Origin of the sequence: Citricoccus muralis, from assembly GCF_003386075.1 — a bacterium.
GTDB classification, from domain to species: Bacteria; Actinomycetota; Actinomycetes; order Actinomycetales; family Micrococcaceae; genus Citricoccus; species Citricoccus muralis.
On the sequence record NZ_QREH01000001.1, the window covers coordinates 1,232,401 to 1,255,195 of the forward strand.

The window sequence follows — 22,795 nt, forward strand, 5'->3', positions numbered from 1 at the left end:
GGCCGAGCGTGGCACACTGGACTCGCCGGCGGTGCCAGCCGGCCCGAGGGCCGGAGAGCCGGTTCAGTGCAGCTACATCAGGGCGAGGCCTCAGGCCGGTGAATCAGGAGGGAATCCGATGGCCCACTTCGTGATCATGGGTTGCGGCCGCGTCGGTTCCTCCCTGGCCCTGACGTTGGAGCGGGGCGGCCACACGGTCGCTGTGGTGGACCAGGACGAGCGGGCCTTCCGGCGTCTGGGACGGCACTTCGGCGGACAGCGGGTCACCGGCGTCGGGTTCGACCGGGACGCCCTGACCAAGGCCCGGATCCACGATGCCTATGCCTTCGCCGCGGTCTCCTCCGGGGACAACTCGAATATCATCGCTGCCCGCGTGGCTCGCGAGACCTTCGGTGTGGAACACGTCGTCGCCCGGATCTACGACCCCGGCCGCGCGGAGGTCTACCAGCGGCTCGGCATCCCCACGGTGGCTGCCGTGCGCTGGTCCACGGATCAGGTCCTGCGCCGGATCCTGCCGGACGCGGACCTGACCGGAGACTTCCGTGACGCCTCGGGGCGGATCATCATGACCGAGGTCCGGGTCTCCCCCGCCTGGATCGGGCGCCCCCTGGCCGAGCTGGAGGCCAAGGCCGGCCTGCGCGTCGCCTTCGTCACGCGCATGGGCGAGGGCATTGTCCCCACCGGCGGCACCCTCTACCAACAGGGCGACATCGTGCACGCCGTCATGGCCGTGTCCGGTCAGTCCGAGGCCGAACGGGCCCTGGCGGCCGGACCACAGACCGGTGCCGACCTGCTGGAGGACCGCCCGGAGGGCAGCGGAAAGGTGGACCGAGCATGAAGGTCGTCATTGCCGGAGCCGGCGCCGTCGGTTCCTCGATCGCCCGTGAACTGCTGGCCAACGGCCATGAGGTCCTGCTGGTGGACACCAAGCCCGAGGTCGTCGCCCGCTCCGGACTGCGGGGCGTCAAGTGGCTCATGGGGGACGCCTGCGAACTCACGGTCCTGCAGGAAGCCCACCTGGAAACGGCCGAAGTACTGGTGGCCGCCACGGGCGATGACAAGGCCAACCTCGTGGTCTCCCTCCTCGCCAAGTCCGAGTTCGGGGTGGGACGGACCGTGGCCCGCGTGAACAACCCGAAGAACGACTGGCTCTTCGATGAGGCGTGGGGGGTGGACGTGGCCGTCTCCACGCCGCGGATCATGACCGCCTTGGTGGAGGAGGCCGTGGAGACCGGTGACCTCGTGCGGCTGTTGACACTGAAGTCGGGACAAACCACGCTCGTGGAGTTCACGGTTCCCGCCGGACATTGGGCGGATGGACGCCGGCTCGGCTCGGTGTCCTGGCCGGAGGACATCTCCGTGGTGTCCATCATCCGGGACACCCGCCCCATCACCCCCAGTGACGACGATGTCATGGAAGCGGGCGACGAACTGTTCTTCCTGGCCACCGAGGAGGCGGAGTCACGGCTACGGGACGTCCTCGTGCCCGAGGACGAGCGGCAGGCCCGTGGTCAGCGCGAATCACTGTCCCAGCGCGAGACGCGCGGATAGAGGGCGAAAGAGGACCGAGAGAGGGTCCAGCGTGGGCAGAGAGGTTCAGACGCTGGGCTGGTCCGGACGGCCCTCGGACACCGGCTTCGCGTCCTCCCGAGCGGAGACCAGCCAGCCGAACCACAGGGCCAGCGCATAGAGCGGCAGGCCCATCACGAGCCGTGCGGTGCCCAGAGCCGTCAGCAGGTCGGCGAAGTAGAGGGGAACCTGGACGGCCAGCCGCAGGGCGAGGGCGGCCACCAGGATCCAGGTGGCCAGGGCATAGCGACGGCGCCGCTGAGGGTCCTGGCGCCAGGCGATCCCCTCGTTGCGGACCAGTCCGAACACCAGCCCCAGCAACGGCCAGCCCACGAGGACGGAGACGGCCATCGCGGCGATATAGGCCGCATTGGTGACGAATCCCCAGAGGTAGTAGTCCTTCGCCTCGCCCGTGTTCAGCGCCACCACCACACACAGCACCACGGCGGCCAGACCTGCCAGGGCCTGGATCGGACTCTGTCGCTGGAAAAGGCGGACCACGCTGAAGGCGGCGGCCACCACCACGGCGGCGATGCCAGCACCCCACAGGTTCTGGGTGGTGATGAAGGCGACCAGGAAGACGGCGGAGGGCAGGACCGATTCCAGCAGGCCACGCCACCCGCCGACCGTCGCCAGGACGTCGATCTCCCCGTTCTCCGTCACGGCGGTTCCGGACCCGACCTTGCGCAGGGCCGCATCGAGCTGGTCGCGCGGATCGTCCCGCTGCGGCACGCCGTCGGCGGGGGGTGTGACGTTCGGAGTGTCCTGCGGCGTGGGTGTGCCCGGGGTCTCAGGATCGTGGGTCATGCGGCGCTCCTGCCAGCAGTTCGTAACGGGGGTTGAAGACCGTCGGGAGGTCATCGTGCTCTGAGAGGAAACCCTCGATGCGCAGCCAGCGCCCGGCCTCGATGCCGGGGATCCGGCGCTGCCCGATCCATACCAGCCGCAGCCGCTCCCCGCCGGTGGATACCCGGCCGGGACGGGGAGCCTCGGTCACCAGGTCCACGGCGAAACGAACCGGTCCGGCCGCAGCCGTCAACCGCACGGCAGCCACCAGGCCCACGCGCTTCACGAGCGCCCCATGGGCTTCTCGGCGTGCGGCACGCCCCGATCCCGTCTGCGGGAGGGGCGGGGGTACGGGATCGGCGGAGGCGGACATGGACGGTGTCAGCGGACTTCCGTCACTTCCGGTCCGCGCTCCGGCGGACGCTGGCGCGGGTCCACGATGGTCGGTGCCTCTGACCGTCCCGTCGGCTTCGGTGATCCTGCCGGTCCAGAAGACCCGGTCTCGTCCGACTCACCGGGCTGGCCAGTCTGACCTTCCTCGCCTGTCTCGCCTGCCTTGCCCGGCTGACGCACGGGTCGCATGTTCTCAGGCGGGGTGAGCGGCAACAGTTCCCGTGGCGGGTGGGGATCATCCCCGCGCCGGACCACGATGCGGGAGAACAGCTCGTTGATGGGCCCCACGGCTTCTGCCTTAAAGGCCGCCTCGCCGCCGATCACGCCGCGGAGGAACCATCGGGGACCATCCACGCCGACGAAGCGGGCCACCCGCCAGCCAGCCGCTCCATCGGGCATCTTGGCGGGGATCCGAGCGACGACCTCGGTGCCGAACTGCCCCTCCTGCTCCCCCACCTGGGCGCCTTCGGTGACGGTGACGGATTCGAGGATCTCGGCGCGGATCTCATTCCAGATGCCACCGGCGCGCGGGGCCGCGAAGGCCTGCACCTGCAGGGAGGACTGACCCAGTTGCAGGGTCACGCCGATCAGGCGCTTGGTGGTGTCCTCGAGGTCGAGGCGCACCTTCATGTCCTTCACCACCGGGATGCGCAGGGATCCCAGGTCGAGGTAGCCGTCCGCATCGGGGCGGTCGGCGATGTCGAAGGGGCCGGTGGCCTCGGCTTCGGGCTCGGTCGCCAACTGGTCCCGGGGATCCTGGAGTTCCTCTGGAAGGACGACCGTCTCGGTCTTGACGTTCCGGTTACGGCCGAAGATCATGTGCCTGCCTGCCAATCCGTGTCACGTGTAGAAGATGCTGTCAAAGCTGCCTGGTTCTTGCCTGGCCAGTGCCTCCGTCCGACCGACCGGGCTGGACCGGGCCGACCGTCCGTGCTGGCAGGGCCAGTCCAGCTTAGGTCAGTGCGGCGGTGCCGCAGAACTGTCACGCCCCGGGTACCGGGGCCTCCGCGCCGAATCCGCCGGTGGAGCCGAAACCTGCGGCGCCGCGGTCCGAGGGCGGCAGTTCGTCCACGAGCACGAACTGTGCCTGGGCCACCCTCTGGATGACCAACTGGGCGATCCGGTCCCCCCGCCGAAGCCGGATCGTCTCGGTCCGGTCCGTGTTCAGCAGCGGCACCTTGATCTCACCCCGGTACCCGGCGTCGATGGTCCCGGGGGCGTTGACGAGGCTGAGCCCCTGGCGCACGGCCAGTCCAGACCGCGGGTGCACGAGGCCCACGAAGCCCACGGGCAGCGCCAGTGCGACGCCGGTCGGCGCCAGAGCGCGTGCACCCGGTTCCAGCACCACGTCCTCGGTGGTCCGCAGGTCCGCACCGGCGTCGCCCGGGAGGGCGTACGCCGGGGGCTCGATGCCGTCGTCGAGCATGGTCAGGGCGATCGTGGGGCGCTCCACGGCACCGTCTACGGAAGGCATATCTAGGGGCTCTGCTGGCTGATTCACGCGGCCACTGTACCGGAGAACCCCGGTCCACTCCGGCTGTGGATCAACGGCGCCGATTCACCCTGCCACGCGAAACGTGGGATTCTAGAAGGCATGCACGAATCCTCCTCGGTCCCTGCGGAACAGCCCGGTCATCCACCCAACCCGGAGGCGCCCGATCGCGTCCTCTACGAAGAGAAGCTGCGTCCGTCCCTGTGGATCTGGGTGATGGCCCTGATGATCTCCGGCCTGTCCATTCTGGTCTTCGTGCCGATCGGACTGGAGATCGGCCTGGGAGCCGCCGTGGTGGTCTTCGCGATCATCGCGATCCTGCTGACACTCTCCACACCCAGGATCCAGGTCACCGAACGTTCCCTGCAGGTCGGCCGGGCCGGAATCGAGCGCCGCTACGTCGGCGCTGTGACCGGGTACCGCGGAGATGATGCGACTCACCAGCGCGGCCCGGCCCTGCACGGGCTGGCCTTCATGTGCATCCGCGGCTGGATCGACCCAGTCGTCCGCATCCAGATCGAGGACCAGCGGGACCGGACCCCGTACTGGTTGACCAGCACGAGGAACCCGGAGCAGCTCGTCGAGGTCCTGGGCGGCACCATGGCCCGCGACGTCGAGTCCGACTGAAACCGACTGCAATCGACTGATACCCAAAACACACAGGCCGGCCAGGAGAACCTGGCCGGCCTGTGTGATGTTCGGCTGGGATGCAGCCCGCTGGGTCGTCGCTGACTCAGCCTTCGCAGTCAGTGCAGAACAGCAGGCCGTCCTTCTCCTTGGCGACCTGGGAGCGGTGGCGCACCAGGAAGCAGGAGGCACAGGTGAACTCGTCGGCCTGAGCGGGAAGCACCCGGACCATCAGTTCTTCGCCGGAGAGGTCGGCGCCGGGCAGCTCGAAGCCTTCCGCGGCCTCAGCCTCGTCCTCGTCCACCACGGCGGACTGCGTATCCGTGCGGCGGTTCTTCAGTTCCTCGATGGAACTCTCGTTCAGCTCATCTTCGTTCTTGCGTGGCGCGTCGTAATCGGTGGCCATAAGGGGTGTATTCACGCTCCGCTGGTGTGGCCGGCGATGACCGACCGTGGGTGGGATGTTGCGAAAAGGTCACCGGATCCCCCGGGGATAGCTGGGGAAACCGGCCGCGAGAAACCGGGGGCAGAAGGCCCACGGGGCCCTGCTTCAGTCTGCGCGTCGTGGAGATTGTTCCCCACGTCTGGAGAAAAACCAAATCGCTGAGAGCGGACACGCACCGGCTGCTTTCCACGGATCCGCGCCACACCGGACCGGCGTGCTGCATGCCCCGGCGAATCGTGGCAAAGTCGGTGGGAGAATGTGGGTAGACCGACCGTGGAGGACAAACATGCAGGAACTCCGTCTCGTTGGTGTCCAGGAGGATGGCGGACACCTGCTGTTGAGCAACGAGGCCGGCGAGGAGTTCTCCCTGCCGGTGACCGAAGCCCTGCGATCCGCAGCGACCCGCCCCATCGGCCGGCCCTCCGCCCGCGCCGCCGATGCCGCGGCCGGCGTGGTGACACCCCGTGACATCCAGGCCCGCATCCGGGCCGGCGCCACGGCCGAAGAGGTCTCCGCCGAGTCCGGCGTGGACCTCGAGCGGGTCCGGAAGTACGAGGGCCCGGTCCTGGCCGAACGCGACTGGATCGCCCACCTGGCCCGCCAGGTTGAGGTCGCGGCACCGCAGTCCGGGCACGACCTGTACCGCAGCACGTTCGGCGAGGAGCCCGCTCTCCTGGGTGACATGGTCCGTCACCGCCTGACGTCCCTCGGTATGGACCCGGCCACGGCCCAGTGGGATGCCTGGCGCAATCCGGAGGGTTCCTGGACCATCAGCCTCCACTTCTCGACGGACGGACACGACGGGTCTGCGTCCGCGATCGGAGATCAGTCCCCCGCCCTGTGGACGTATCGCCAGTCCAGCCAGCACCTCGACAACCAGAACCGCTGGGCTCAGGTCCTGTCCGAACTGGACCCCCTGGACGGGCCGTTCGGGGGGCGCCGGCTCTCCGCCGTCGGTGACCGGCCGTTCAACGTGGAGGAGGACGAGACCCCGGCGCCGCCCACCTCCACCCCGTCCGCTGCGCCACGCCCGGCCGTCGACCAGGACTCGCAGGACGAGTTGCTGGACGTGCTGCGGGCCCGCCGCGGTCAGCGCCTCGGCGTGGATGAGGACGGCGACGACGAGCTGGCCCTCATGCTCACCCGTGACGAGCAGTCCTCCGCGGGGGCCTCTCGGCCCCGCCTGACCGTGGCGTCCGCTCCGTCCAGCCAGGATGACGAGGCTGACGACGACGGCGGCGCTACTGAGGACGCCGACGGAGACGCCGCGGACGGGACCGGCACCAGCCGCTGGGATCGTCGGTTCGGCCGCACGACGCCGGCTGGCAGCGCTGACCACGATGCCTGGGCGATCGCGGAGGACGACGCCGACCACGGCGATGACGCAGACGGCGGGGCCAACGGGGACGGCACATCCGCCGATGCGGCGACCGGCGAGCACCAGACCGGTGAAGAGCAGGCCGCCCCCGAGGTGCATCCGGACCAGACCGCCCTGGACTTCAGAGCCGACGGCTCGCCGCGGCCCCGGGACGGAGAGGACGAGCCCGCCACGGCCGCCGGGGACAAGGGCCGGACGACGGGGCGCAAGCCCGGGACCCGGAATGCGGGGACCAAGTCGAAACGTCCCTCGGTGCCCAGCTGGGACGAGATCGTCTTCGGCCGCAAGGGCGACTGACCTCTCCCCTGCCGAAGCCGTCAGCGCCGGGGGCGGTGCATCATCAAGAGCGGAACTTCCCGCTCCGCCCGCGTCGGGGCGCCGTGGTGGCCCACCATCTCGAAGGCGGCCGGTGCCACCCTGCGGCCGTCGTACAGGGCGACCGGCCCGTGGGCAGCCACCAGGAGGTCGCCGATGCGCGGTGCCACCCGCGCGTCCACCGCGCCGAACCACCCGGCCCGGACGGCTTCCTCTCGGGTCAGGATCCAGGCCTGGTCGGCGAAGGCGTCCTGCCACGCCGCCACCGTCGACTCCCGCACGGTCTCCGAGGCGTCCGCCTCGAAATGCACCTGGACGAATCGCGGCTCCCCCGCCGTGTGACGGACGCCGTCCACCAGGGCCGGCAGTTCGGCGTAGTCAATCCTGCCGGCCTCGGGCACGTCCACCATTCCGTGGTCTCCCGTGAGCATGAGCAGCGTGTCCCGCGGCACGGCGGCACTGAGGCGGCGGGCGGCGCCGTCGATCTCCTCGAGGGCGTAGAGCCACTGCTCCGATCCGGTCCCGTGCTGGTGACCGGCCTTGTCCAGTTCGTTGAGGTAGAGGTACAGCAGCACCGGTCCGGTGGCCGCGTGCAGTTCCTCCTTGGCCTTCTGGAACCTGGCCTGCAGGGTCTTCGCCCCGACGAACCGTGAGCCCCGCAGGGACGCCTCCGTCAGAGCCGAATCCTCGAACGCCGGCAGGGAGACGGTCACGGCATCCACGCCGGGATCGTCGAAGGCCGAGGCCCTCCGGCCAGTGTCACCGGCCGACACCGGCCGAGTGGCGGCGAGGCGTTCGAACACCGTGGGATGCGGCTGCCAGGAGCGCGGATCGGTCAGGGGGTCCCAGCCGCCAAGCTGGTTGATGACCGTGTCCCGTTCCGGGTCGAGGACGTCGTAGCCGACCAGGCCGTGGCGGCCCGGCTCCAGACCGGTGCCGAGGCTCGAGAGGGAGGCGGCCGTCGTCGTGGGGAAGGCGACCTGCAGGGTGGCCGCATCCCGCTCCAGGACGGACCGGAGGAAGGGGGCGTGGCCGGCGTACCGTTTCAGCAGCGCCTTGCCGAGCCCGTCCACCATGACGACGACGGCGCGCCGGGTCCGCGGCAGCTGCAGAGAGTTGGTGAAGTCATCGGCGCCGAGGGCGGCCGCGGCGGAGGTGAGGACCCCGGAGAGGGACCTGCCGGCAAAGGGAGGACCTGCGGGCAGCGGTGGTACCGACGTCACCGGCCGGACCGGGCCCCGGAGTCGTCCGTGGTCGCCCGGCGCAGTTCGCCATAGAACGCCAGCGCCTGGTCGACGGCCTGCTGACCTTCGGCCTCCGCGGCGACCCGCAGGACGAGGTCCTCGCGCGTGGAGGTGCCGGTGTACCCGTGGTCGGCCTCGCACTCGGGATCGCCGCAGGCAGCAGGTGCCAGGTCGAGCCGCTGGCCGCCGGCCCAGGTCACGGACAGGGTGACCTCGGCGATCGGATCGCCGCGGCGGAAGTTCTGCGGCTGCGGGTGCATGGTGGTGGCCACCACGGAGTCGATCCGGCGCACGGGGACCACCTCGGTGGAGACCTGGGCCATGATCTGCCGGCCCGCGTCGTCCATCGCGTGGTCGTCCAGGTGCAAGGCCGCCACGATGTCCCCGGCGAGCGCCAACACGGTGATATGGCGGTGGATCTCGTCATAGTCGAAGTGCGTGTCCACGTGCACCAGGTGACTTGAGACCTCCCGTCCGTCCAGGACGGAGTCCAGGACGTCCGCCACGAGCTCCGGGTAGAATCCGGCGCGCTCGATGTCCGCCCCGAGGCTGGGCATCGAGGCCCCCGTGCTGTCGGCGGGCGGTGCCGGGCGGTGCTGCGGAGCGTTCGAGTCGGCCCCGGACCCGGTGTTGGAGTTCCCCGAGGAGTGGTGCCCGGAGGGTTGCTGGCCCGATCCCGGGTTCCTGCGCAGTGGAGTCATGGTGTCCATGCTATCGGCAGGGCCGGCCGGTCAGTCCCGCATCGCCCGGCGTGCGGAGTCGGTCCGTTGGGCGGCGTTGGCCACGTCGATGTCCGCGGAGAGGACCGTGACGCCCCGGTCTGAGGCCAGCACCGGGTTGAACCTGATCCGGGCCACCTGCGGGTGGTCGTCCTTCAGGGCGGCCACCCGGGCCAACAGGTCCTGCAGGGCGTCCGTGTCCACGGCGGGCAGTCCCCCATAGCCGAAGAGCTTGGCGGCGGCCCGCGGCGCGCGGATCATCCGGTCCAGGTCCTGGTTGGTCAGCGGTGGCACCCGGTGGACCCAGTCGTCCAGCAGGTCCACGGCGTCCCCGGCGATGCCGAAGGAGACCACCGGTCCCAGGAGCGGGTCCTCGAGGGCGGTGATGGTGCAGGCCTGCCCGGAGGGGGCCATCGACTGCACTTCGAGGCCGGGGCTGCCGAACGGCTCCAAGACCTGGCGCATCTGGGCCACGTTGCGCCGCAGCGATTCGGCGTCCACGATGTTGAGCCGTACCCCGCCGAGGTCCAGGCGGTGGCGCAGGTAGGAGTCCACGGCCTTGACCGCCACGGGCCAGCCCAGGCGGTCGGCCGCCTGGACGGCCTCGTCCTCGGTGGTGAAGCGGGCCGCGGGTAGCACCCGGATGCCATAGCATCCGAGCAGTTCCCCGGCCTCCTCCGCCGTGAGGCGGACCAGGTCGGTGCCGTGAGCGCGCGGGGCCCAGCCTTCGATGAGTTCCTCGGCGCGGTCGCGGTCGACTCCCTCGGGTTCCACGGGCACCCCGGCCTCGGCCTCCCGCCAGGCGCTGTACCAAGCGAGGCGGGACAGGACGTGGGCGGCCTGTTCGGGTGAGGAGAAGACGGGGATCCCGCGCTGCAGCCCGTCCTCGGTGGCCGGCCCGGAGCCTCGCAAACTGGCCGATCGGTAGGTGAGGTCCAGGACACCGGTCAGCGAGGCCAGGACTGTGATGGACGTTCCGCGGGAGGCCTCCTCGACCGCGGCAGCCAGCCGGTCGGCGTCGCCCACCTCCTGGTGCATGCCTGCCTGGGTGACCACCAGGAGGGCGTCCACCTCCCCGGAGGCGATGGTTTCGGACACGGCGTGGCCCACCGCCCGCACCGCCTCGTCCACCACGTGCGCGCCGTCCAGGTGGGGAACGAGGACGGTGCTGGCCACGGTCAGACCGTGGTGTTCCACGGCGTCCATCACCACCCGGTTCAAGGCCAGGGAGTTGCCGACCACGCCCACGCGGCGGCCCGCCGGCAGGGGCTGGCTGGCCACCGTCTGCATCAGGTCCATCAGGTCATCGTGGTTCTCGACCTGGATGACACCGGTCTGCTCCAGCATGGAGTCGACAGCCCCGGTGGGGGCCTGCGTGGTGCGGGTCTCGTGGCCGGGGGGCAGGCGCCGGCCCATCACATCGGAGCGTGCCACCACCACGGGCTTGGACCGGGACAGGCGCCGGGCGATGCGGGAGAACTTGCGGGGGTTGCCGAACGACTCGAGGTAGACGCCCACGGCATTGGTGGCCGGATCGTCCTCGAAGTACTGCATGGCGTCGTTGCCGGAGACGTCCGCGCGGTTGCCCGCCGAGAGGATGGAGGACAGGCCGATGCCCCGACGGTGGGCCGCAGCGAAGAGGGTGACGCCGATGACCGCGGACTGGGAGAACAGCCCCACGGGTCCGCGCACGGGCAGGAACGGGGACACGGACGCGTTCAGGGAGACCTCGGGCGCGGTGTTGATCAGTCCCGCGGAGGCCGGGCCGATCACGCGCATGCCGTTGGCCCGGGCCTGGCGGACCAGGGCGCGCTGGCGCACCAGGCCCTCCTGGCCGGCGTCGGCGTATCCGGTGGTGACCACCAGCAGGCCCTTGACGCCGTGGCGGGCGCAGTCCTGCACCACGGCGGGGACCTCGGCCTCCGGCACGGCGATCACGGCGAGGTCCACGGGCCCGGGGACCTCCGCCAGGGTGGCGCGGGAGATCATCCCGGCCACCTCCAGCGCCTCGGGGTTGATGCCGTAGACCGGGCCTGTGTACCCGCCCTCGATGATGTTCTGCAGCAGGGCGAAGCCCACGGAGCCCCACTGGCGGCTGGCGCCGATCACAGCCACGGCCTCGGGCGCGAGCAGCTCCGCCACGGACCGGGCCTCGGCGCGGTGCTCACGGGACTCCATGACCGCGCGGGACTTGGCGGTGGGGTCGATCGAGAAGGCGACGGCAACCACGCCGTCGTCGAAGTGCCGGGAGACCTCGAACCCGGTGTCCTGGAAGACGGAGAGCATCTTGCGGTTCTCCGGCAGCACCTCCGCGGTGAACCGGCGGATGCCGTTCTCGCGGGCGGCCACGGCCAGGTGCTCCATCAGGATCGAGCCGATGCCCTTGCCCTGAGAGGCGTCCGAGATGTTGAAGGCCACCTCGGCCTCGAGGGGATCATCCAGCCGGTCGTAGCGGCCGACGCCCAGGATCTCCTCGCCCCGCAGCGCCACGAACGCGACCCGGTCCCGGTAGTCCACGTGGGTGAAGCGCTCCAGCTCCTTGCGGGACAGGGAGGACTTGAAGGTGAAGAAACGCAGGTAGATGGAGCTCTGTGACTGCCCCTCGTGCATCCGGGCCAGCCCCGAGGCGTCCTCGGGCCGCACCGGGCGCAGATGTGCAGTGGTGCCGTCCCGCAAGACGACATCGGCTTCCCAGTAGGCCGGATATTCGGGGGTTTTCGGCTTCTCACCCATAGGATCACAGTAGACAATTCCCGCCCCTCGCGCTGGCGCGTTCTCGCGGCAGGCCCGCGACCGACCGGCGATCGACAAGGACTTCAGAGCACCCCATGGCCCGTACCCCCAAGAAAAACTCCGCTCCGGCCGCCCAGGCGATCCCGCTGGAGCAGGAGAACATCGTGGACATCGACGTCTCCTCGGAGATGGAGACCTCGTTCCTCGAGTACGCGTATTCGGTGATCTACTCCCGCGCCCTACCGGACGCCCGGGACGGCATGAAGCCGGTGCAGCGGCGGATCCTGTACATGATGAACCAGATGGGGCTGCGCCCGGACAAGGGCCACGTGAAGTCCGCCCGCGTGGTCGGCGAGGTCATGGGCAAACTGCACCCGCACGGTGACACGGCGATCTACGACGCCATGGTGCGCCTGGCCCAGCCGTTCTCCCAGCGCCTGCCGCTGGTGGACGGGCACGGCAACTTCGGCTCCCTCGACGACGGCCCCGCCGCCCCGCGCTACACAGAGGCCCGGCTCGCGCCGGCCGCCCTGGCCATGACGACCTCGCTGGACGAGGACGTGGTGGACTTCGTGCCGAACTACGACAACCAGTTCCTGCAGCCCGCCGTGCTGCCGGCCGCCTTCCCGAACCTGCTCGTCAACGGCGCTTCTGGCATTGCGGTCGGCATGGCCACCAACATGGCCCCGCACAACCTGCGCGAGGTGATCGCCGCGGCCCGCCACCTGCTCGCCCATCCCGAGGCGACCCTGGCGGACCTCATGGAACACGTTCCCGGGCCCGACCTGCCCTCGGGCGGCCGCATCGTCGGCCTCGACGGGGTGCGGGACGCCTACGCGGCCGGGCGCGGCTCCTTCAAGATGCGAGCCAAGGTCGCCGTCGAGCAGGTGACCGCCCGCAAGACGGGACTGGTGGTCACCGAGCTGCCCTACGGCGTCGGCCCGGAGAAGGTGATCGAGAAGATCAAGGACGCCGTCAACGCGAAGAAGCTCACGGGCATCGCGGACGTCCTGGACCTGACCGACCGCAAGAACGGCCTCAAGCTCGTCATCGAGCTCAAGAGCGGTTTCAATCCGCAGGGCGTCCTGGCCCAGCTGTACAAGACGACGCCGCTGGAGGAGTCCTTCGGCATCAACAACGTGGCGCTCGTGGACGGCCAGCCCCGCACCCTTGGCCTGCAGGAGCTGCTGCAGGTGTACGTGGACCACCGGATCCACGTGGTCCGCCGGCGCAGCGCCTACCGCCTGGGCCGGAAGCAGGATCGCCTGCACCTGGTCGAGGGTTTGCTGTTGGCCCTCGTGGACATCGACGAGGTCATCCAGATCATCCGCACCTCGGATGACACGGCGGCGGCCCGGACCCGGCTGATGGGCGTCTTCGACCTGACCGAGATCCAGGCCAACCACATCCTCGAGCTGCGCCTGCGCCAGCTGACGAAGTACTCCCGACTCGACCTCGAGGCCGAGCAGGACGAACTGCGGAAGGCGATCGCCGAGCTCGAGGCCATCCTCGCCTCCGAGCAGCGGCTGCGCGACCTCGTCTCCGGTGAGCTGGCGGACGTGGCCGAGGAGCACGGCGACGACCGCCGCACGGTGCTGCTGGAGTCTGAAAACCTCGCGCCCGTCAGCGCCACCGCCGGGGCCAGCCCGGCGGCCGGTGCCGGTGCATCCGCCCGGGCCGCCCTGCCGGGTGGCGGCTCGGACGGGCTCATGGTCCCGGACACCCCGTGCTGGGTGGTGCTCAGCACGGCCGGCCAGCTGGCCCGTACCGCCGATGACACCCCGCTGGCCACGGGCGGGCGCCGCCAGCGCCATGATGCCTACCGCTCGGTGGTCCCGGCGACGGCGCGGGGTGAGATCGGTGCCCTCACCTCCTCGGGGCGCATCCAGCGCGTGCAGGTCGTGGACATCCCAGCCCTGACCGACTCCTCCCCCACGCCGAATCTCACCGCGGGGGTGAAGGTCAAGGACTTCCTCACCCTGCAGCGCGGCGAATCGCTCGTGGCCCTGGTGCCCCTGAACACCGTGCTGGCGCTGGGCACCCAGAACGGCATCGTCAAGCGTGTCAACCCCGAGTGGCCCCTGAACCGTGACGACTTCGACGCCATCGCGCTCAAGGGCAACGACGTGGTCGTCGGCGCCGGCACCGCCCGCGATGAGGACCAGCTGGTCTTCATCACCCGCAAGGGCCAACTGCTGCGCTACGCCGCATCACTGGTGCGGCCGCAGGGCCGTACCGCCGGCGGCATGGCCGGTATCAAAGTGGCCGCGGACGATGCCGTGATCTCCTTCTCCGCTGTCCCGGCCGACACCGTCGGTGAGGATGCGGATCAGGGCCACCGGGCCGTCGTCGTGACCGTGGCGACGGGTGAGGACACGCTGCCCGGCACCGTTCCGGGGTCCGTGAAGAGGACCCCGCTGGACGAGTACCCGGCGAAGGGCCGCGCCACCAGCGGTGTCCGCGCCCACCGGTTGCTCAAGGGCGAGACCCTGCTGTCCCTGGCGTGGGCTGGCGCCGAGCCCGCGCTCGGGGCCTCCGCCCAGGGTGTGGCCCGTGCGCTGCCGGCCGAGTTCGGCCCCCGGGACGGCTCCGGGCTGGCCATGGACCAGCTCGTCGAGGCCCTCGGCGCCGGGTCCTCTCCGGTCGCCTCCGCCCCGGACTCCGAGCCCGGTGCTGCTGCCGGCGGAGCGTCCGCCGCCGCTCAGCCCGGGGGCGGCGGCACCGATGCGGACAGCGCAGAGCAGGCCCTCTTCGGAGAGGCATTGTTCGGCGAGACCGAGGGCCGCCGCGGCCTGGCCGAGGCGCCGACGGACACCGACCCCTTCGCGGCCGGTTCCGATGCGGTGATCACCGGGGACTGACCGCTCCGGCTCCGTCCAGGTCCAGGTGCACCTGGCCGGAGCCGGCGAACCGGCGGTCATGGGTCACCATCACCGCTGTGCGGTCCGCCAGGGCGGCGCGCAGGTCCGCCACCAGGTCGGCTGCCTCGTCGGCCCCCAGATGGGCCGTCGGTTCGTCCAGGAGCACGACGTCGGCCCGGGCCATCAGCGCCCGGGCGACGGCCACCCGCTGGCGCTGGCCGCCGGAGAGGAAGTGTCCGGAGGGCCCTACCCTCGTGTCCAGGCCGCTCGGGGTGGCGTCCAACCAGTCCCCCAGGCCCACGAGTTGCAGGACCGAGACGAGCTCACCGTCCGAGGGACGATCGTCCGGATCCCGGGCCAGGTTCAGGTTGGAGCGCAGCGTGGAGTCGAACAGGTAGGCGTCCTGCGGACACCAGGCCACGGCGCTCAGGACGGCGTCTGGCGAGCCCACCGGGCCACCGGCGGTCTCCAGGACGTACCGGCCCCGCCGTGGCCGCAGGAAGCCGAGCAGGACCGCCAGCAGTGTCGACTTCCCGGAGCCCGAAGGTCCGGTGACAACTGCGAGCTGGCCGCGGCGGACCGTCAGGTCCAGGTCCTGGAACACGTCCGTCCCCGTCCCGGGGTAACGTACGGCGGCCGCCGAGAGCTCGATCCCGGTGACGGCAACCGGTTCGGCAACTGGGTCGGCGTCGGGGTCGGTGACGGCCCCGGACTCAGATTCGGAATCGGACTCGGCGTCAGGTTGGCTGACGATCTCCGGGGCGGTGCCCGAGGTAGTGCCCGAGGCAGTGCCCGAGGCAGTGCCCGAGTCGTTCCCCGCGGTGAGCAGAGGTGCGGTCTTGGCCAGCTGCCGGGACAGGATCGCCGCCTCCTGGCAGGCCGTGCTGTACAGGCCCAGGGGCTCGGCCAGGGCCAGCAGCAGGAACACGACCATGGCGGTGACGGGTGCGGTCACGCCGTTCTGGACGCAGAGCACCAGGGTCTGCACTGCCGCCCAGCCGGAGAGCAGGGAGGCGAGGGCCTGCCCGAGTCCGGCGGCCGCCGCATTGCGCTTCAGGGGACGGTCCGCGGCGCGGTCCGCCACGCCGAACCGATCCGCGGCGAGGGCTGCCGCGCCGTTGCCGGCCAGGTCCGGGGCCGCCGCGAACAGGGCGGTGGTGCGCTGCAGCAGCCCGGTCCGGTGGTCCGTCAGGGCGCGGGTGGTCTGCCGATCGGCCAGCCCCACCACGAGCGGCACCAGGACGAGTCCGGCCAGCCCGGCGACCACCGCGGGCCACCAGGCCGCCGGGGCCATCAGGACCACGATGAGGACGGTGATCAGCCAACTGATGATGGCGGCCGGAACCGGGACGACCACGCGCGGCATCGCATCGCGCAGCTCGTCCACGTCCGCCACCAGCACGGACAGCGCCCCGCCGGAACGGGTCAGCCGGCCCCACTGGGTCGCCTGCGAGCCGAGGGCGTCCCACAGTCGCAGCCGGATCCGGTTCGCCCAGGCCAGCACCGCGTCATGGGTGTCCAGCCGTTCGAGGTAGCGGAACAGGGCGCGGCCGATGCCGAAGAACCGCACCAGCACAATCACCGAGAGCAGGTAGAGCACGGGAGGCTGGTAGGCCGCCTGCACGATCAGCCACCCGGAGAGAGCGGACAACAGCGCGGCGGCCAGCGTGGCTGCCGTCGCCCAGGCCACGCCTGCGATGAACGTCCGCTCTGTCAGCGGCAAGAGCCGGAGCCAGCCGCGCCAGCGCCGCCAGGAGTTGGTCCCCGTCCGCGGGTCGGCACCGGGCACGCCCGGCGACTCGACCGCGGTCGGGGTCCCCACTTCGGCTGCGGTGACGGTGGCGCCGCCGTGGTCCGAGTCCGGCGTCGCGCTCCAGGCCGCGACCGGCGGCTGCTGATGATGCGGCGGCAGGTGCGGCTCCTGCGATGCCGGGGGCCTCTGCGGTCCCCCCGTCGGCGCCCCGATGACCTTGTCCGCGAGCGCCTGCAGGTCACGGTCATGCGAGGCCACCAGCAGGATGGCCTCCACGGCACGGCCGCCCGGCAGGCGCCCGGAGCGCAGCGCGGCCAGGATGGCGCGGATCCGTTGCGCGTTCTCGGTATCGAGGTGGGCCGTCGGCTCGTCCAGGACGATCAGCCAGGCGGCGGAGTCCACGGCAGGAGCCGCCATCAGGCGGACCAGCACGCGTGCCAGGCCGAGCCGGCGTCGTTCCCCGGGACTGAGCTCGTCCGGGTGGCGGGGTGCGAACCCGTCGAGGCCGCAGGCGGCGAGCGCCTCGGCCACCAGGAGGCCGTCGTCGCCGCCCCGGCCCGGGGTGCCGTCCGGACCCGCGGACGCCAGGGCGTACAGCGCCAGCTCGGCGCCGACCGTCGGTTCGCTGAATGCGGGGTGCTGGCCGAGCCAGGCCATGCGCCGGCCGGCCAGCCCCGCGGCCGTGCCGGTGAACTCGGCCTCGCCGCCCCGTAGCACCCCGGCGAGGGCGGACAGGACCGTCGTCTTGCCCGTCCCGCTGGGTCCGCCGAGGACGGCCAGGTCACCGGGGGCCAGGTCAAGGTCCAGGTGCCCGACGACGGCCGGGAACGTCCCGCCGTCGGGGTCCCGATAGGCGATGCCGAGATCTCGGAGTACCAGCCGGTCCTCCCCCGGGTGGGCAGCCGGGTCTGCGGCCGGGCCCGCACCCTGGCCGGTGGCTGGTTCAACGACCGGCACTCCGGCCGGCGCGACGTCCCTGCTGAGGACGTCCGAGAGCGAAGCCGGGACGGGACGATCGAGGTCGGCGCGGGCGCGGCGCAGGGCCTCCACTCCATCCTCGGAGGCGTGGTGGGCGGCGCCGATGTCCCGGAAGGGCAGGTAGACCTCGGGGGCGAGGGTGAGCACGAGCAGCCCGGTGTAGAGGTCGAGCTCCCCGTAGACCAACCGCACTCCGATGAAGACGGCGACCACGGCCACGGACAGGGTGCTGATCAGCTCGAGGGCGAACCCGGACATGAAGGCCGTCTTCAGGGTGGTCATGGTGGTGGCCCGGTAGCGGTCCGAGACCCCCGCCAGCGCCTGACGCTGCGTTCCGGCCCGGCGGAGTCCGACCAGGACGGGCAGGCCCCGCGCCAGTTCCAGCACGTGGTGGGACAGCCGGTCCAGTCCCTCGGCAGCCTGCTGGACACGATCCTCGGTGTACCGCCCGATCAGGACCATGAACACGGGGATGAGCGGGATCGTCAACACCAGCACCACGGCCGAGATCCAGTCGTGGGTGAGGATCCACACCCCGAGGACGAGCGGCATGACCGCGGCGGTCAGCAGGGCGGGCAGGTACTGGGTGAAGTACTTGTCGAGCCCGTCCAGGCCGGAGGAGGCGAGCACGGAGTCCTCACCTGCCCGGTCCGCCCCGGCACCGGCAGAGGCCAGGCGGTGGGTGACCATCCGGTGGCGCAGCTCCTCCTTGGCGCCCAGGGCCGCACGCCGGGAGAACACCTGTTGTCCCCACGTGGCTGCGGCCCGGGCAAGGACACCGGCCAGACCCAGGGTCATGACCTGGGCGAGGGTGGTGCCGGCTGCGTCCGAGAGCAGCCCGTGGGCGAGCGGGTCGTAGGACGCCGGGTCCGGTGCGAAGAGCAGGCCGAGGAGGTCGCTGCTCTCCGGAGCGGGCAGTCGCTCGGCCAGCCAGGTGATGCCCCGGGCCAGGGCGGTGGCGAGCAGGATCCAGCCGGCGGCCTTGACCCCGGCGAGCAGGGCCAGCAGGGCCAGGGCGGCCCGGCCGGTCCTGGAGGTGGGCAGTTCGGGTCTCACACCGGTGTCACCACGTGCGACTCCGGGATGTGCGTCTCGTGCAACCGCTGCCGGAAGACCCAGTACACGAAGGCCGAGTAGGCCAGGATGATCGGCACCATGATTACGGCGACCCAGGCCATGAAGTTCAGCGTGTACTCCGAGGAGGAGGCGTTCATGGCCGTGAGGTTGAAGGCCGGATCGATGGTGGAGGGCAGCACCACGGGGAACACCGCCAGGAAGATGCCCGCGGCGCCGGTCAGCAGGGAGGCGCCCAGGGCAATGAAGGTCCAGCCCTCGCGGCGGAGCTGGGCCGCCATCAGGGCTCCCAGCGCGGCGGCCAAGGCCAGGGCCAGCAGGATCCACGGGATGAGACTGTCCTGGCGTGAGACCACCGCGACGCCCCACGCCCCCATCGGCAGCAGGTAGAGGGGCAGCCAGCGGGTGAGGTGGCGGTGCGCAGCCTCCCGCGGGGCGCCGTCGGTCTTCAGGCCGAGATAGGCCCAGCCCATGGCGAGCGAGAACCCGACGACGGCCAGGCCACCGACCACCCCCTCCCAGGACAACCAGGCGAACGGTCCGCCCACTCGGTCGCCGTTGGCGTTCAGCGGCAGGCCGGTGGTGGACACGGCCAGCATCAGCCCGATGCTGAAGGCGGCCACGGCGGAGCCGCCAGCCATGCACCAGTCCCACCGGTCCCGGTTCCGGGCGGTCAGGGCCTTGCCGCGGTATTCGATGGAGACGGCCCGGAGGATCAGGGCCAGCAGGGTGATCGTCAGGGGGATGTACAGGCCGGCGAACAGGGCCGCGTACCAGAGCGGGAAGGCGGCGAACGTGGCACCCGCCGCGGTGACCAGCCAGACCTCGTTGCCGTCCCAGACGGGGCCGATGGTGTTGAGGATGACGCGGCGCTGGCTCTCATTGCGGGCCCAGCCCCTCATCAGCATGCCGACGCCGAGGTCGAAGCCGTCGAGGAAGAGGTAGCCCACCCAGAGCACGGCCACCAGGATGAACCAGAAGGTGGGAAGGAACTCGATCGATTCCATGGCGGTCTACCTCTCGGGGGTCGGGGTGGTCTGGGTGGTCTGGGTGGTCTGGGTGGGCGGAGCGGTCAAAGGCATCGGAGCGGTCTCGGGGACCGCAGGGGCATGGTCAGTACGCGAAGGCGAGGACATCGGAGTCAACGGTGCCGTCCTTCCCCGCGCCGCCGCCGTCGTCATCGTGCTCGTCCTGCGTGAGTTCGGGCATGCCGGCCGGCACCCCGCCCTTGACGTAGCGGGTGAGCAGGACGACCTCCACGACCAGGAGCACCGCGTAGATGGTGGTGAGAAGGATGAGCGAGAACAACAGCTCCGCCGCGCTGACCCCCGGGGACACAGCCGCGGCCGTGTACATCCAGACCTGGTCGATTCCCGTCGGGTCGGGGTTCGGGGCCACCACGAATGGCTGACGTCCCATCTCGGTGAAGATCCACCCGGCCGCATTGGCGCCGAACGGAGCCAGGATGCCGGCCACGGCCAGCCGCATCAGCGGCTTGGACGCCGGCACGGTCCCCTTCCGCGTCAACCAGAGTGCGATCGCCGCTGCCAGAGCCGCGAGACCACCGAAGGTGATCATGATGCGGAAGCCCCAGTAGGTGACCTCCATGACCGGCAGGTAATCGATCTCCTGGCCGGCTCGCTCGCCGTACATCGGATCGTCCGGCAGATGGGTGCCGTAGTCCTCCTGGTACTGCGGGATGAGCGTGTTCACACCGGGAACGTCGGTGGTGAAGTTGTTGTGGGCCAGGAAGGACAGCAGGCCGGGGACCTCGAAGACGCCCACGACGTCGTCGCAGTCGGTGGCCCCGTCGCTACGCAGGTCGGCCACGGAGAGCACGGAGAACGCCGTCCCGTCATGGCAGGCCGCCTCGGCGGCCGCCATCTTCAGCGGCTGCTGCTGGATCATCAGCTGCGCCTGGGCGTGACCGCTGAAGGCGGTGCCGAGGAAGGCCACGAGCGCGATCCAGGCACCCCACCGCAAGGAGGAGTACCAGACCCGGTAGTCGGTTTCATCCCGGCCCTTGGAGCCGGTGGTGCCCACCACCACGGTGCCGTCCGCGGCCACGGTGTCGATGCCGTCCCGGCGCCGCTTCCACAGGTGGAACCACGCGATGCCGAGCAGGAAACCGCCGGCCACCGAGAGGGCGCCGGCCAGGGTGTGCGGGAAGTGCACGAGCAGGGTGTTGTTGGTCAGCACGGCCCAGATGTCGTTCATCACGGGGCGGCCGTCCACCATCTCGACCCCGACCGGATGCTGCATCCACGCATTGGCGGCCAGGATGAAGTAGGCCGAGAACACGGTGCCGATGACGGCGCACCAGATCGAGGCCAGGTGCACCCGCTTCGGCAACCGCTGCCAGCCGAAGATCCAGAGACCGAGGAACACTGACTCCAGGAAGAACGCCACGAGCGCCTCCAGCGCCAACGGGGCCCCGAACACATCTCCGACGAAGCGGGAGTACTCGGACCAGGCCATCCCGAACTGAAACTCCTGCACCAGTCCGGTGGCCACGCCCATGATGAAGTTGATGAGGAAGAGCTTCCCCCAGAACTTCGTCATCCGCAGGTAGTGCTCCCGGCCGGTGCGGTGCCACATGGTCTGCAGGGTGGCCACCACCAGGCCCAGCCCGATGGTCAGCGGGACCATCATGAAGTGATACACGGTGGTGATGCCGAACTGCCACCGGGCAATGTCCAGGGGATCCATGGGTACACCCTTCCCTCGGTGCGGAGTGGGGTCCGCACCGGTCCGGACCGAACGCCGCCTCACCAGGGCGAAGGGAGCGTCCGGCACTCGACTTCTACAGCTTGTAGAAACCAGAGTAACCCCAAGTTCTACGTCCTGTAGAATAAAGTCGAGTCCAGATGGACACCTGTGGTGGAGATCATTGCTTTGAGGGAGGCGCCCGTGGCACTGGGAGATTTGGAACGGTCCGTGATGGACCTGCTGTGGGACCGGCCGGGAGCCCATACGGCCAATGACGTGCGCGACGCCCTGGCCGGGGACCTCGCCGTCACGACCGTGCTCACCGTGCTGTCACGCCTGGAGAAGAAGGGCCTGGTCCACCGCGACGGCGGGCGCCGGCCCCATCGCTATGCCGCCGCCTCGTCCCGTGAGGACCACACCGTCGGCCTGCTCAACGAGGTACTCGGCTCCGTGCCGGACCGCGAGGCAGTCCTCGCCCGCTTCATCGGTGGCATCGGCCCCGATGAGGCCGCAGCCGTGCGTCGGCTTCTGGAATCCTGATCCACCTCGCGATACCGACTTCCCGACTCACGATCCCGACTTTGAGTCGACTTGGGGTGGGTCTGACGCCCAGGCACCCACCCCAAGTCAACTGAAAGCCAGGGATTCCGCCCTCTAGACTTTCCCTCGTGTCCGTCATGCTGCTCGCCGCGCTGGCCGTGATCCTGGCCTGGCCGGCCCCGGTCCTGCTCAGCCGCGCGCGCTGGGTCCGCAGGGCTCCCGCTGCCGCCATGGCGCTCTGGCAGTCCGTCGCCCTCGCCGGCGGCCTGTCCCTGATCGGCTTCCCCCTCCTGTGGGGACTCACCCCCTTCGGGGACACCGTGGTCGAGGCGGCCCCCGCGTTCATCCGGGCCCTCGTGGAGGGTTCCTGGATCCCCCTGCTTGCGCACGACCCGTGGCTGCCCACCCGCATCGCCGCCGCCACCCTCGCCCTGATGCTCTTCGCCCACCTCGTACTCACCCTGGCCGTCACCGCCGTGAGGACCGTGGCCAACCGACGCCGCCACCGTCAGATGGTCGAACTCCTGGCGGCGCCGCCGTCGGAACGCAGCCGCCTGGCGGAGGGCATCTCCGGGACCCCCACGCGGGTGCTGCCCCACGATGTCCCACTGGCCTACTGCCTGCCCGGCCTGACCGGTTCCCTCACCGTCCTGTCCCGCGGCCTGCTGGACCAATTGTCCGAACCGGAAGTGGCCGCCGTCGTGGCTCATGAGCGGGCGCACCTTCGCCAACGGCACGACCTGCTCCGACTGGCCTTCGAGGCCTGGCACCGCGCCGTGGCCTGGCTGCCCACCACGGCGATGGCCCAACGGGCCGTGGCCGGCCTCACCGAGATGATGGCGGACGACGCCGCGCTCGCCGTCCACGATCGCCGAGACCTGGTGCGGGCCATCGTGCTCACCGGTGAGGCCGGGGCACCGACGTCACCGGCACCGGCCCCGTCACGGGTGGAGAACGTCCAGGGTGATGGGTCCGTCCCCCTGACCCTGCGCCTGTACCGCCTACTGTCCCCCGCCGACCCCCTGCCGGTGGCAGTGCGCCTCGTGGTCGTCCTGGCAGCGTTGTGCCTGGCCGTCTTCCCGCTCGTGCTGCTGCTGTAGCCACGGTCGCCACCTCCGCGCGGCCCGTCCGAGCTTCCGGCCGTCACTCAGGAGCCTCCCAGCCGACTCCCGGCTTTCG

At 70.7% G+C, this 22,795-nt stretch carries 18 protein-coding genes; 7 read left to right on the forward strand and 11 right to left on the reverse strand.

What is annotated here, in order from left to right:
- Positions 1 to 118: 118 nt before the first annotated feature.
- Entirely contained in the window at positions 119 to 838 is a 720-nt protein-coding gene (locus C8E99_RS05470; protein ID WP_115931435.1) for a potassium channel family protein, read from the forward strand.
- Positions 835 to 1,551, forward strand: coding sequence for a potassium channel family protein (locus C8E99_RS05475; protein WP_115931436.1), 717 nt, complete (start codon positions 835 to 837; stop codon positions 1,549 to 1,551). Before C8E99_RS05470 ends, C8E99_RS05475 begins: the two co-directional genes overlap by 4 nt.
- Positions 1,552 to 1,596: 45 nt before the next feature.
- On the opposite strand, the gene C8E99_RS05480 is transcribed toward C8E99_RS05475, so the two are convergent.
- From C8E99_RS05480 to dut, 4 genes are all read right to left on the reverse strand, one after another.
- The gene (locus tag C8E99_RS05480) at positions 1,597 to 2,376 is read right to left on the reverse strand and encodes a DUF3159 domain-containing protein (RefSeq protein ID WP_115931437.1); all 780 of its coding nucleotides are present in this window, start codon (positions 2,374 to 2,376) and stop codon (positions 1,597 to 1,599) included.
- Positions 2,360 to 2,728, reverse strand: a complete 369-nt coding sequence (locus tag C8E99_RS05485) for a single stranded DNA-binding domain-containing protein (protein ID WP_147301183.1) — start codon at positions 2,726 to 2,728, stop codon at positions 2,360 to 2,362. Before C8E99_RS05485 ends, C8E99_RS05480 begins: the two co-directional genes overlap by 17 nt.
- A gap of 8 nt (positions 2,729 to 2,736) precedes the next feature.
- Entirely contained in the window at positions 2,737 to 3,567 is an 831-nt protein-coding gene (locus tag C8E99_RS05490) for a DUF3710 domain-containing protein (protein ID WP_115931439.1), read from the reverse strand.
- Between the two features lie 163 nt (positions 3,568 to 3,730).
- On the reverse strand, positions 3,731 to 4,222 hold the full coding sequence (gene dut, locus C8E99_RS05495) for a dUTP diphosphatase (protein WP_115931440.1): 492 nt from the start codon (positions 4,220 to 4,222) through the stop codon (positions 3,731 to 3,733).
- Between the two features lie 120 nt (positions 4,223 to 4,342).
- Here dut and C8E99_RS05500 point away from each other — a divergent pair, with 120 nt between their 5' ends.
- Complete coding sequence (locus C8E99_RS05500; RefSeq protein ID WP_115931441.1) at positions 4,343 to 4,867, forward strand: DUF3093 domain-containing protein; 525 nt, start codon at positions 4,343 to 4,345, stop codon at positions 4,865 to 4,867.
- Positions 4,868 to 4,973: 106 nt separating this feature from the next.
- Here C8E99_RS05500 and C8E99_RS05505 read toward each other — a convergent pair whose 3' ends face one another.
- A complete protein-coding gene (locus C8E99_RS05505; protein WP_115931442.1) occupies positions 4,974 to 5,273 on the reverse strand; it encodes a DUF4193 domain-containing protein in 300 nt (99 codons plus the stop codon).
- A 325-nt stretch (positions 5,274 to 5,598) separates the two neighbouring features.
- Between C8E99_RS05505 and sepH the strand changes: the two genes are divergently transcribed.
- On the forward strand, positions 5,599 to 6,987 hold the full coding sequence (gene sepH, locus C8E99_RS05510; protein ID WP_115931443.1) for a septation protein SepH: 1,389 nt from the start codon (positions 5,599 to 5,601) through the stop codon (positions 6,985 to 6,987).
- 20 nt (positions 6,988 to 7,007) lie between these two features.
- On the opposite strand, the gene C8E99_RS05515 is transcribed toward sepH, so the two are convergent.
- Genes C8E99_RS05515 through C8E99_RS05525 form a run of 3 tightly spaced genes read right to left on the reverse strand, consistent with a single transcriptional unit; the run spans position 7,008 to position 11,701 of the window.
- The gene (locus tag C8E99_RS05515; RefSeq protein WP_115931444.1) at positions 7,008 to 8,228 is read right to left on the reverse strand and encodes an alkaline phosphatase family protein; all 1,221 of its coding nucleotides are present in this window, start codon (positions 8,226 to 8,228) and stop codon (positions 7,008 to 7,010) included.
- Positions 8,225 to 8,950, reverse strand: coding sequence for a DUF5998 family protein (locus C8E99_RS05520; protein WP_115931445.1), 726 nt, complete (start codon positions 8,948 to 8,950; stop codon positions 8,225 to 8,227). Before C8E99_RS05520 ends, C8E99_RS05515 begins: the two co-directional genes overlap by 4 nt.
- A 30-nt stretch (positions 8,951 to 8,980) precedes the next feature.
- Positions 8,981 to 11,701: a bifunctional acetate--CoA ligase family protein/GNAT family N-acetyltransferase gene (locus C8E99_RS05525; RefSeq protein ID WP_115931446.1), complete on the reverse strand. Its 2,721-nt coding sequence runs from the start codon at positions 11,699 to 11,701 to the stop codon at positions 8,981 to 8,983.
- Between the two features lie 95 nt (positions 11,702 to 11,796).
- Between C8E99_RS05525 and C8E99_RS05530 the strand changes: the two genes are divergently transcribed.
- Positions 11,797 to 14,562 carry a DNA gyrase/topoisomerase IV subunit A gene (locus C8E99_RS05530; RefSeq protein WP_245952104.1) on the forward strand — a complete coding sequence of 922 codons (2,766 nt, stop codon included), beginning with the start codon at positions 11,797 to 11,799 and terminating at the stop codon, positions 14,560 to 14,562.
- Here the strand turns inward: C8E99_RS05530 and cydC are convergent.
- From cydC to C8E99_RS05545, 3 genes are all read right to left on the reverse strand, one after another.
- Positions 14,549 to 18,349 carry a thiol reductant ABC exporter subunit CydC gene (cydC, locus tag C8E99_RS05535; RefSeq protein WP_115931447.1) on the reverse strand — a complete coding sequence of 1,267 codons (3,801 nt, stop codon included), beginning with the start codon at positions 18,347 to 18,349 and terminating at the stop codon, positions 14,549 to 14,551. The genes C8E99_RS05530 and cydC overlap by 14 nt on opposite strands.
- Entirely contained in the window at positions 18,346 to 19,365 is a 1,020-nt protein-coding gene (cydB, locus tag C8E99_RS05540; RefSeq protein ID WP_115933249.1) for a cytochrome d ubiquinol oxidase subunit II, read from the reverse strand. Before cydB ends, cydC begins: the two co-directional genes overlap by 4 nt.
- 115 nt (positions 19,366 to 19,480) lie before the next feature.
- On the reverse strand, positions 19,481 to 21,076 hold the full coding sequence (locus C8E99_RS05545) for a cytochrome ubiquinol oxidase subunit I (RefSeq protein ID WP_115931448.1): 1,596 nt from the start codon (positions 21,074 to 21,076) through the stop codon (positions 19,481 to 19,483).
- 201 nt (positions 21,077 to 21,277) lie between these two features.
- On the opposite strand from C8E99_RS05545, the gene C8E99_RS05550 reads away from it, so the two are divergent.
- Positions 21,278 to 21,616: a BlaI/MecI/CopY family transcriptional regulator gene (locus tag C8E99_RS05550; protein ID WP_115933250.1), complete on the forward strand. Its 339-nt coding sequence runs from the start codon at positions 21,278 to 21,280 to the stop codon at positions 21,614 to 21,616.
- Between the two features lie 137 nt (positions 21,617 to 21,753).
- A complete protein-coding gene (locus tag C8E99_RS05555) occupies positions 21,754 to 22,716 on the forward strand; it encodes a M56 family metallopeptidase (protein ID WP_115933251.1) in 963 nt (320 codons plus the stop codon).
- The last annotated feature ends 79 nt before the right edge of the window (positions 22,717 to 22,795 follow it).

Coding starts and splice junctions, on each gene's coding strand:
- C8E99_RS05475 (WP_115931436.1), top strand. CDS start 835: ATGAAGGTCGTCATTGCCGGAGCCGGCGCCGTCGGTTCCTCGATCGCC.
- C8E99_RS05485 (WP_147301183.1), bottom strand. CDS start 2,728: ATGTCCGCCTCCGCCGATCCCGTACCCCCGCCCCTCCCGCAGACGGGA.
- sepH (WP_115931443.1), top strand. CDS start 5,599: ATGCAGGAACTCCGTCTCGTTGGTGTCCAGGAGGATGGCGGACACCTG.
- C8E99_RS05505 (WP_115931442.1), bottom strand. CDS start 5,273: ATGGCCACCGATTACGACGCGCCACGCAAGAACGAAGATGAGCTGAAC.
- C8E99_RS05470 (WP_115931435.1), top strand. CDS start 119: ATGGCCCACTTCGTGATCATGGGTTGCGGCCGCGTCGGTTCCTCCCTG.
- C8E99_RS05520 (WP_115931445.1), bottom strand. CDS start 8,950: ATGACTCCACTGCGCAGGAACCCGGGATCGGGCCAGCAACCCTCCGGG.
- C8E99_RS05480 (WP_115931437.1), bottom strand. CDS start 2,376: ATGACCCACGATCCTGAGACCCCGGGCACACCCACGCCGCAGGACACT.
- C8E99_RS05530 (WP_245952104.1), top strand. CDS start 11,797: ATGGCCCGTACCCCCAAGAAAAACTCCGCTCCGGCCGCCCAGGCGATC.
- C8E99_RS05500 (WP_115931441.1), top strand. CDS start 4,343: ATGCACGAATCCTCCTCGGTCCCTGCGGAACAGCCCGGTCATCCACCC.
- C8E99_RS05545 (WP_115931448.1), bottom strand. CDS start 21,076: ATGGATCCCCTGGACATTGCCCGGTGGCAGTTCGGCATCACCACCGTG.
- C8E99_RS05555 (WP_115933251.1), top strand. CDS start 21,754: ATGCTGCTCGCCGCGCTGGCCGTGATCCTGGCCTGGCCGGCCCCGGTC.
- C8E99_RS05490 (WP_115931439.1), bottom strand. CDS start 3,567: ATGATCTTCGGCCGTAACCGGAACGTCAAGACCGAGACGGTCGTCCTT.
- dut (WP_115931440.1), bottom strand. CDS start 4,222: ATGCCTTCCGTAGACGGTGCCGTGGAGCGCCCCACGATCGCCCTGACC.
- C8E99_RS05525 (WP_115931446.1), bottom strand. CDS start 11,701: ATGGGTGAGAAGCCGAAAACCCCCGAATATCCGGCCTACTGGGAAGCC.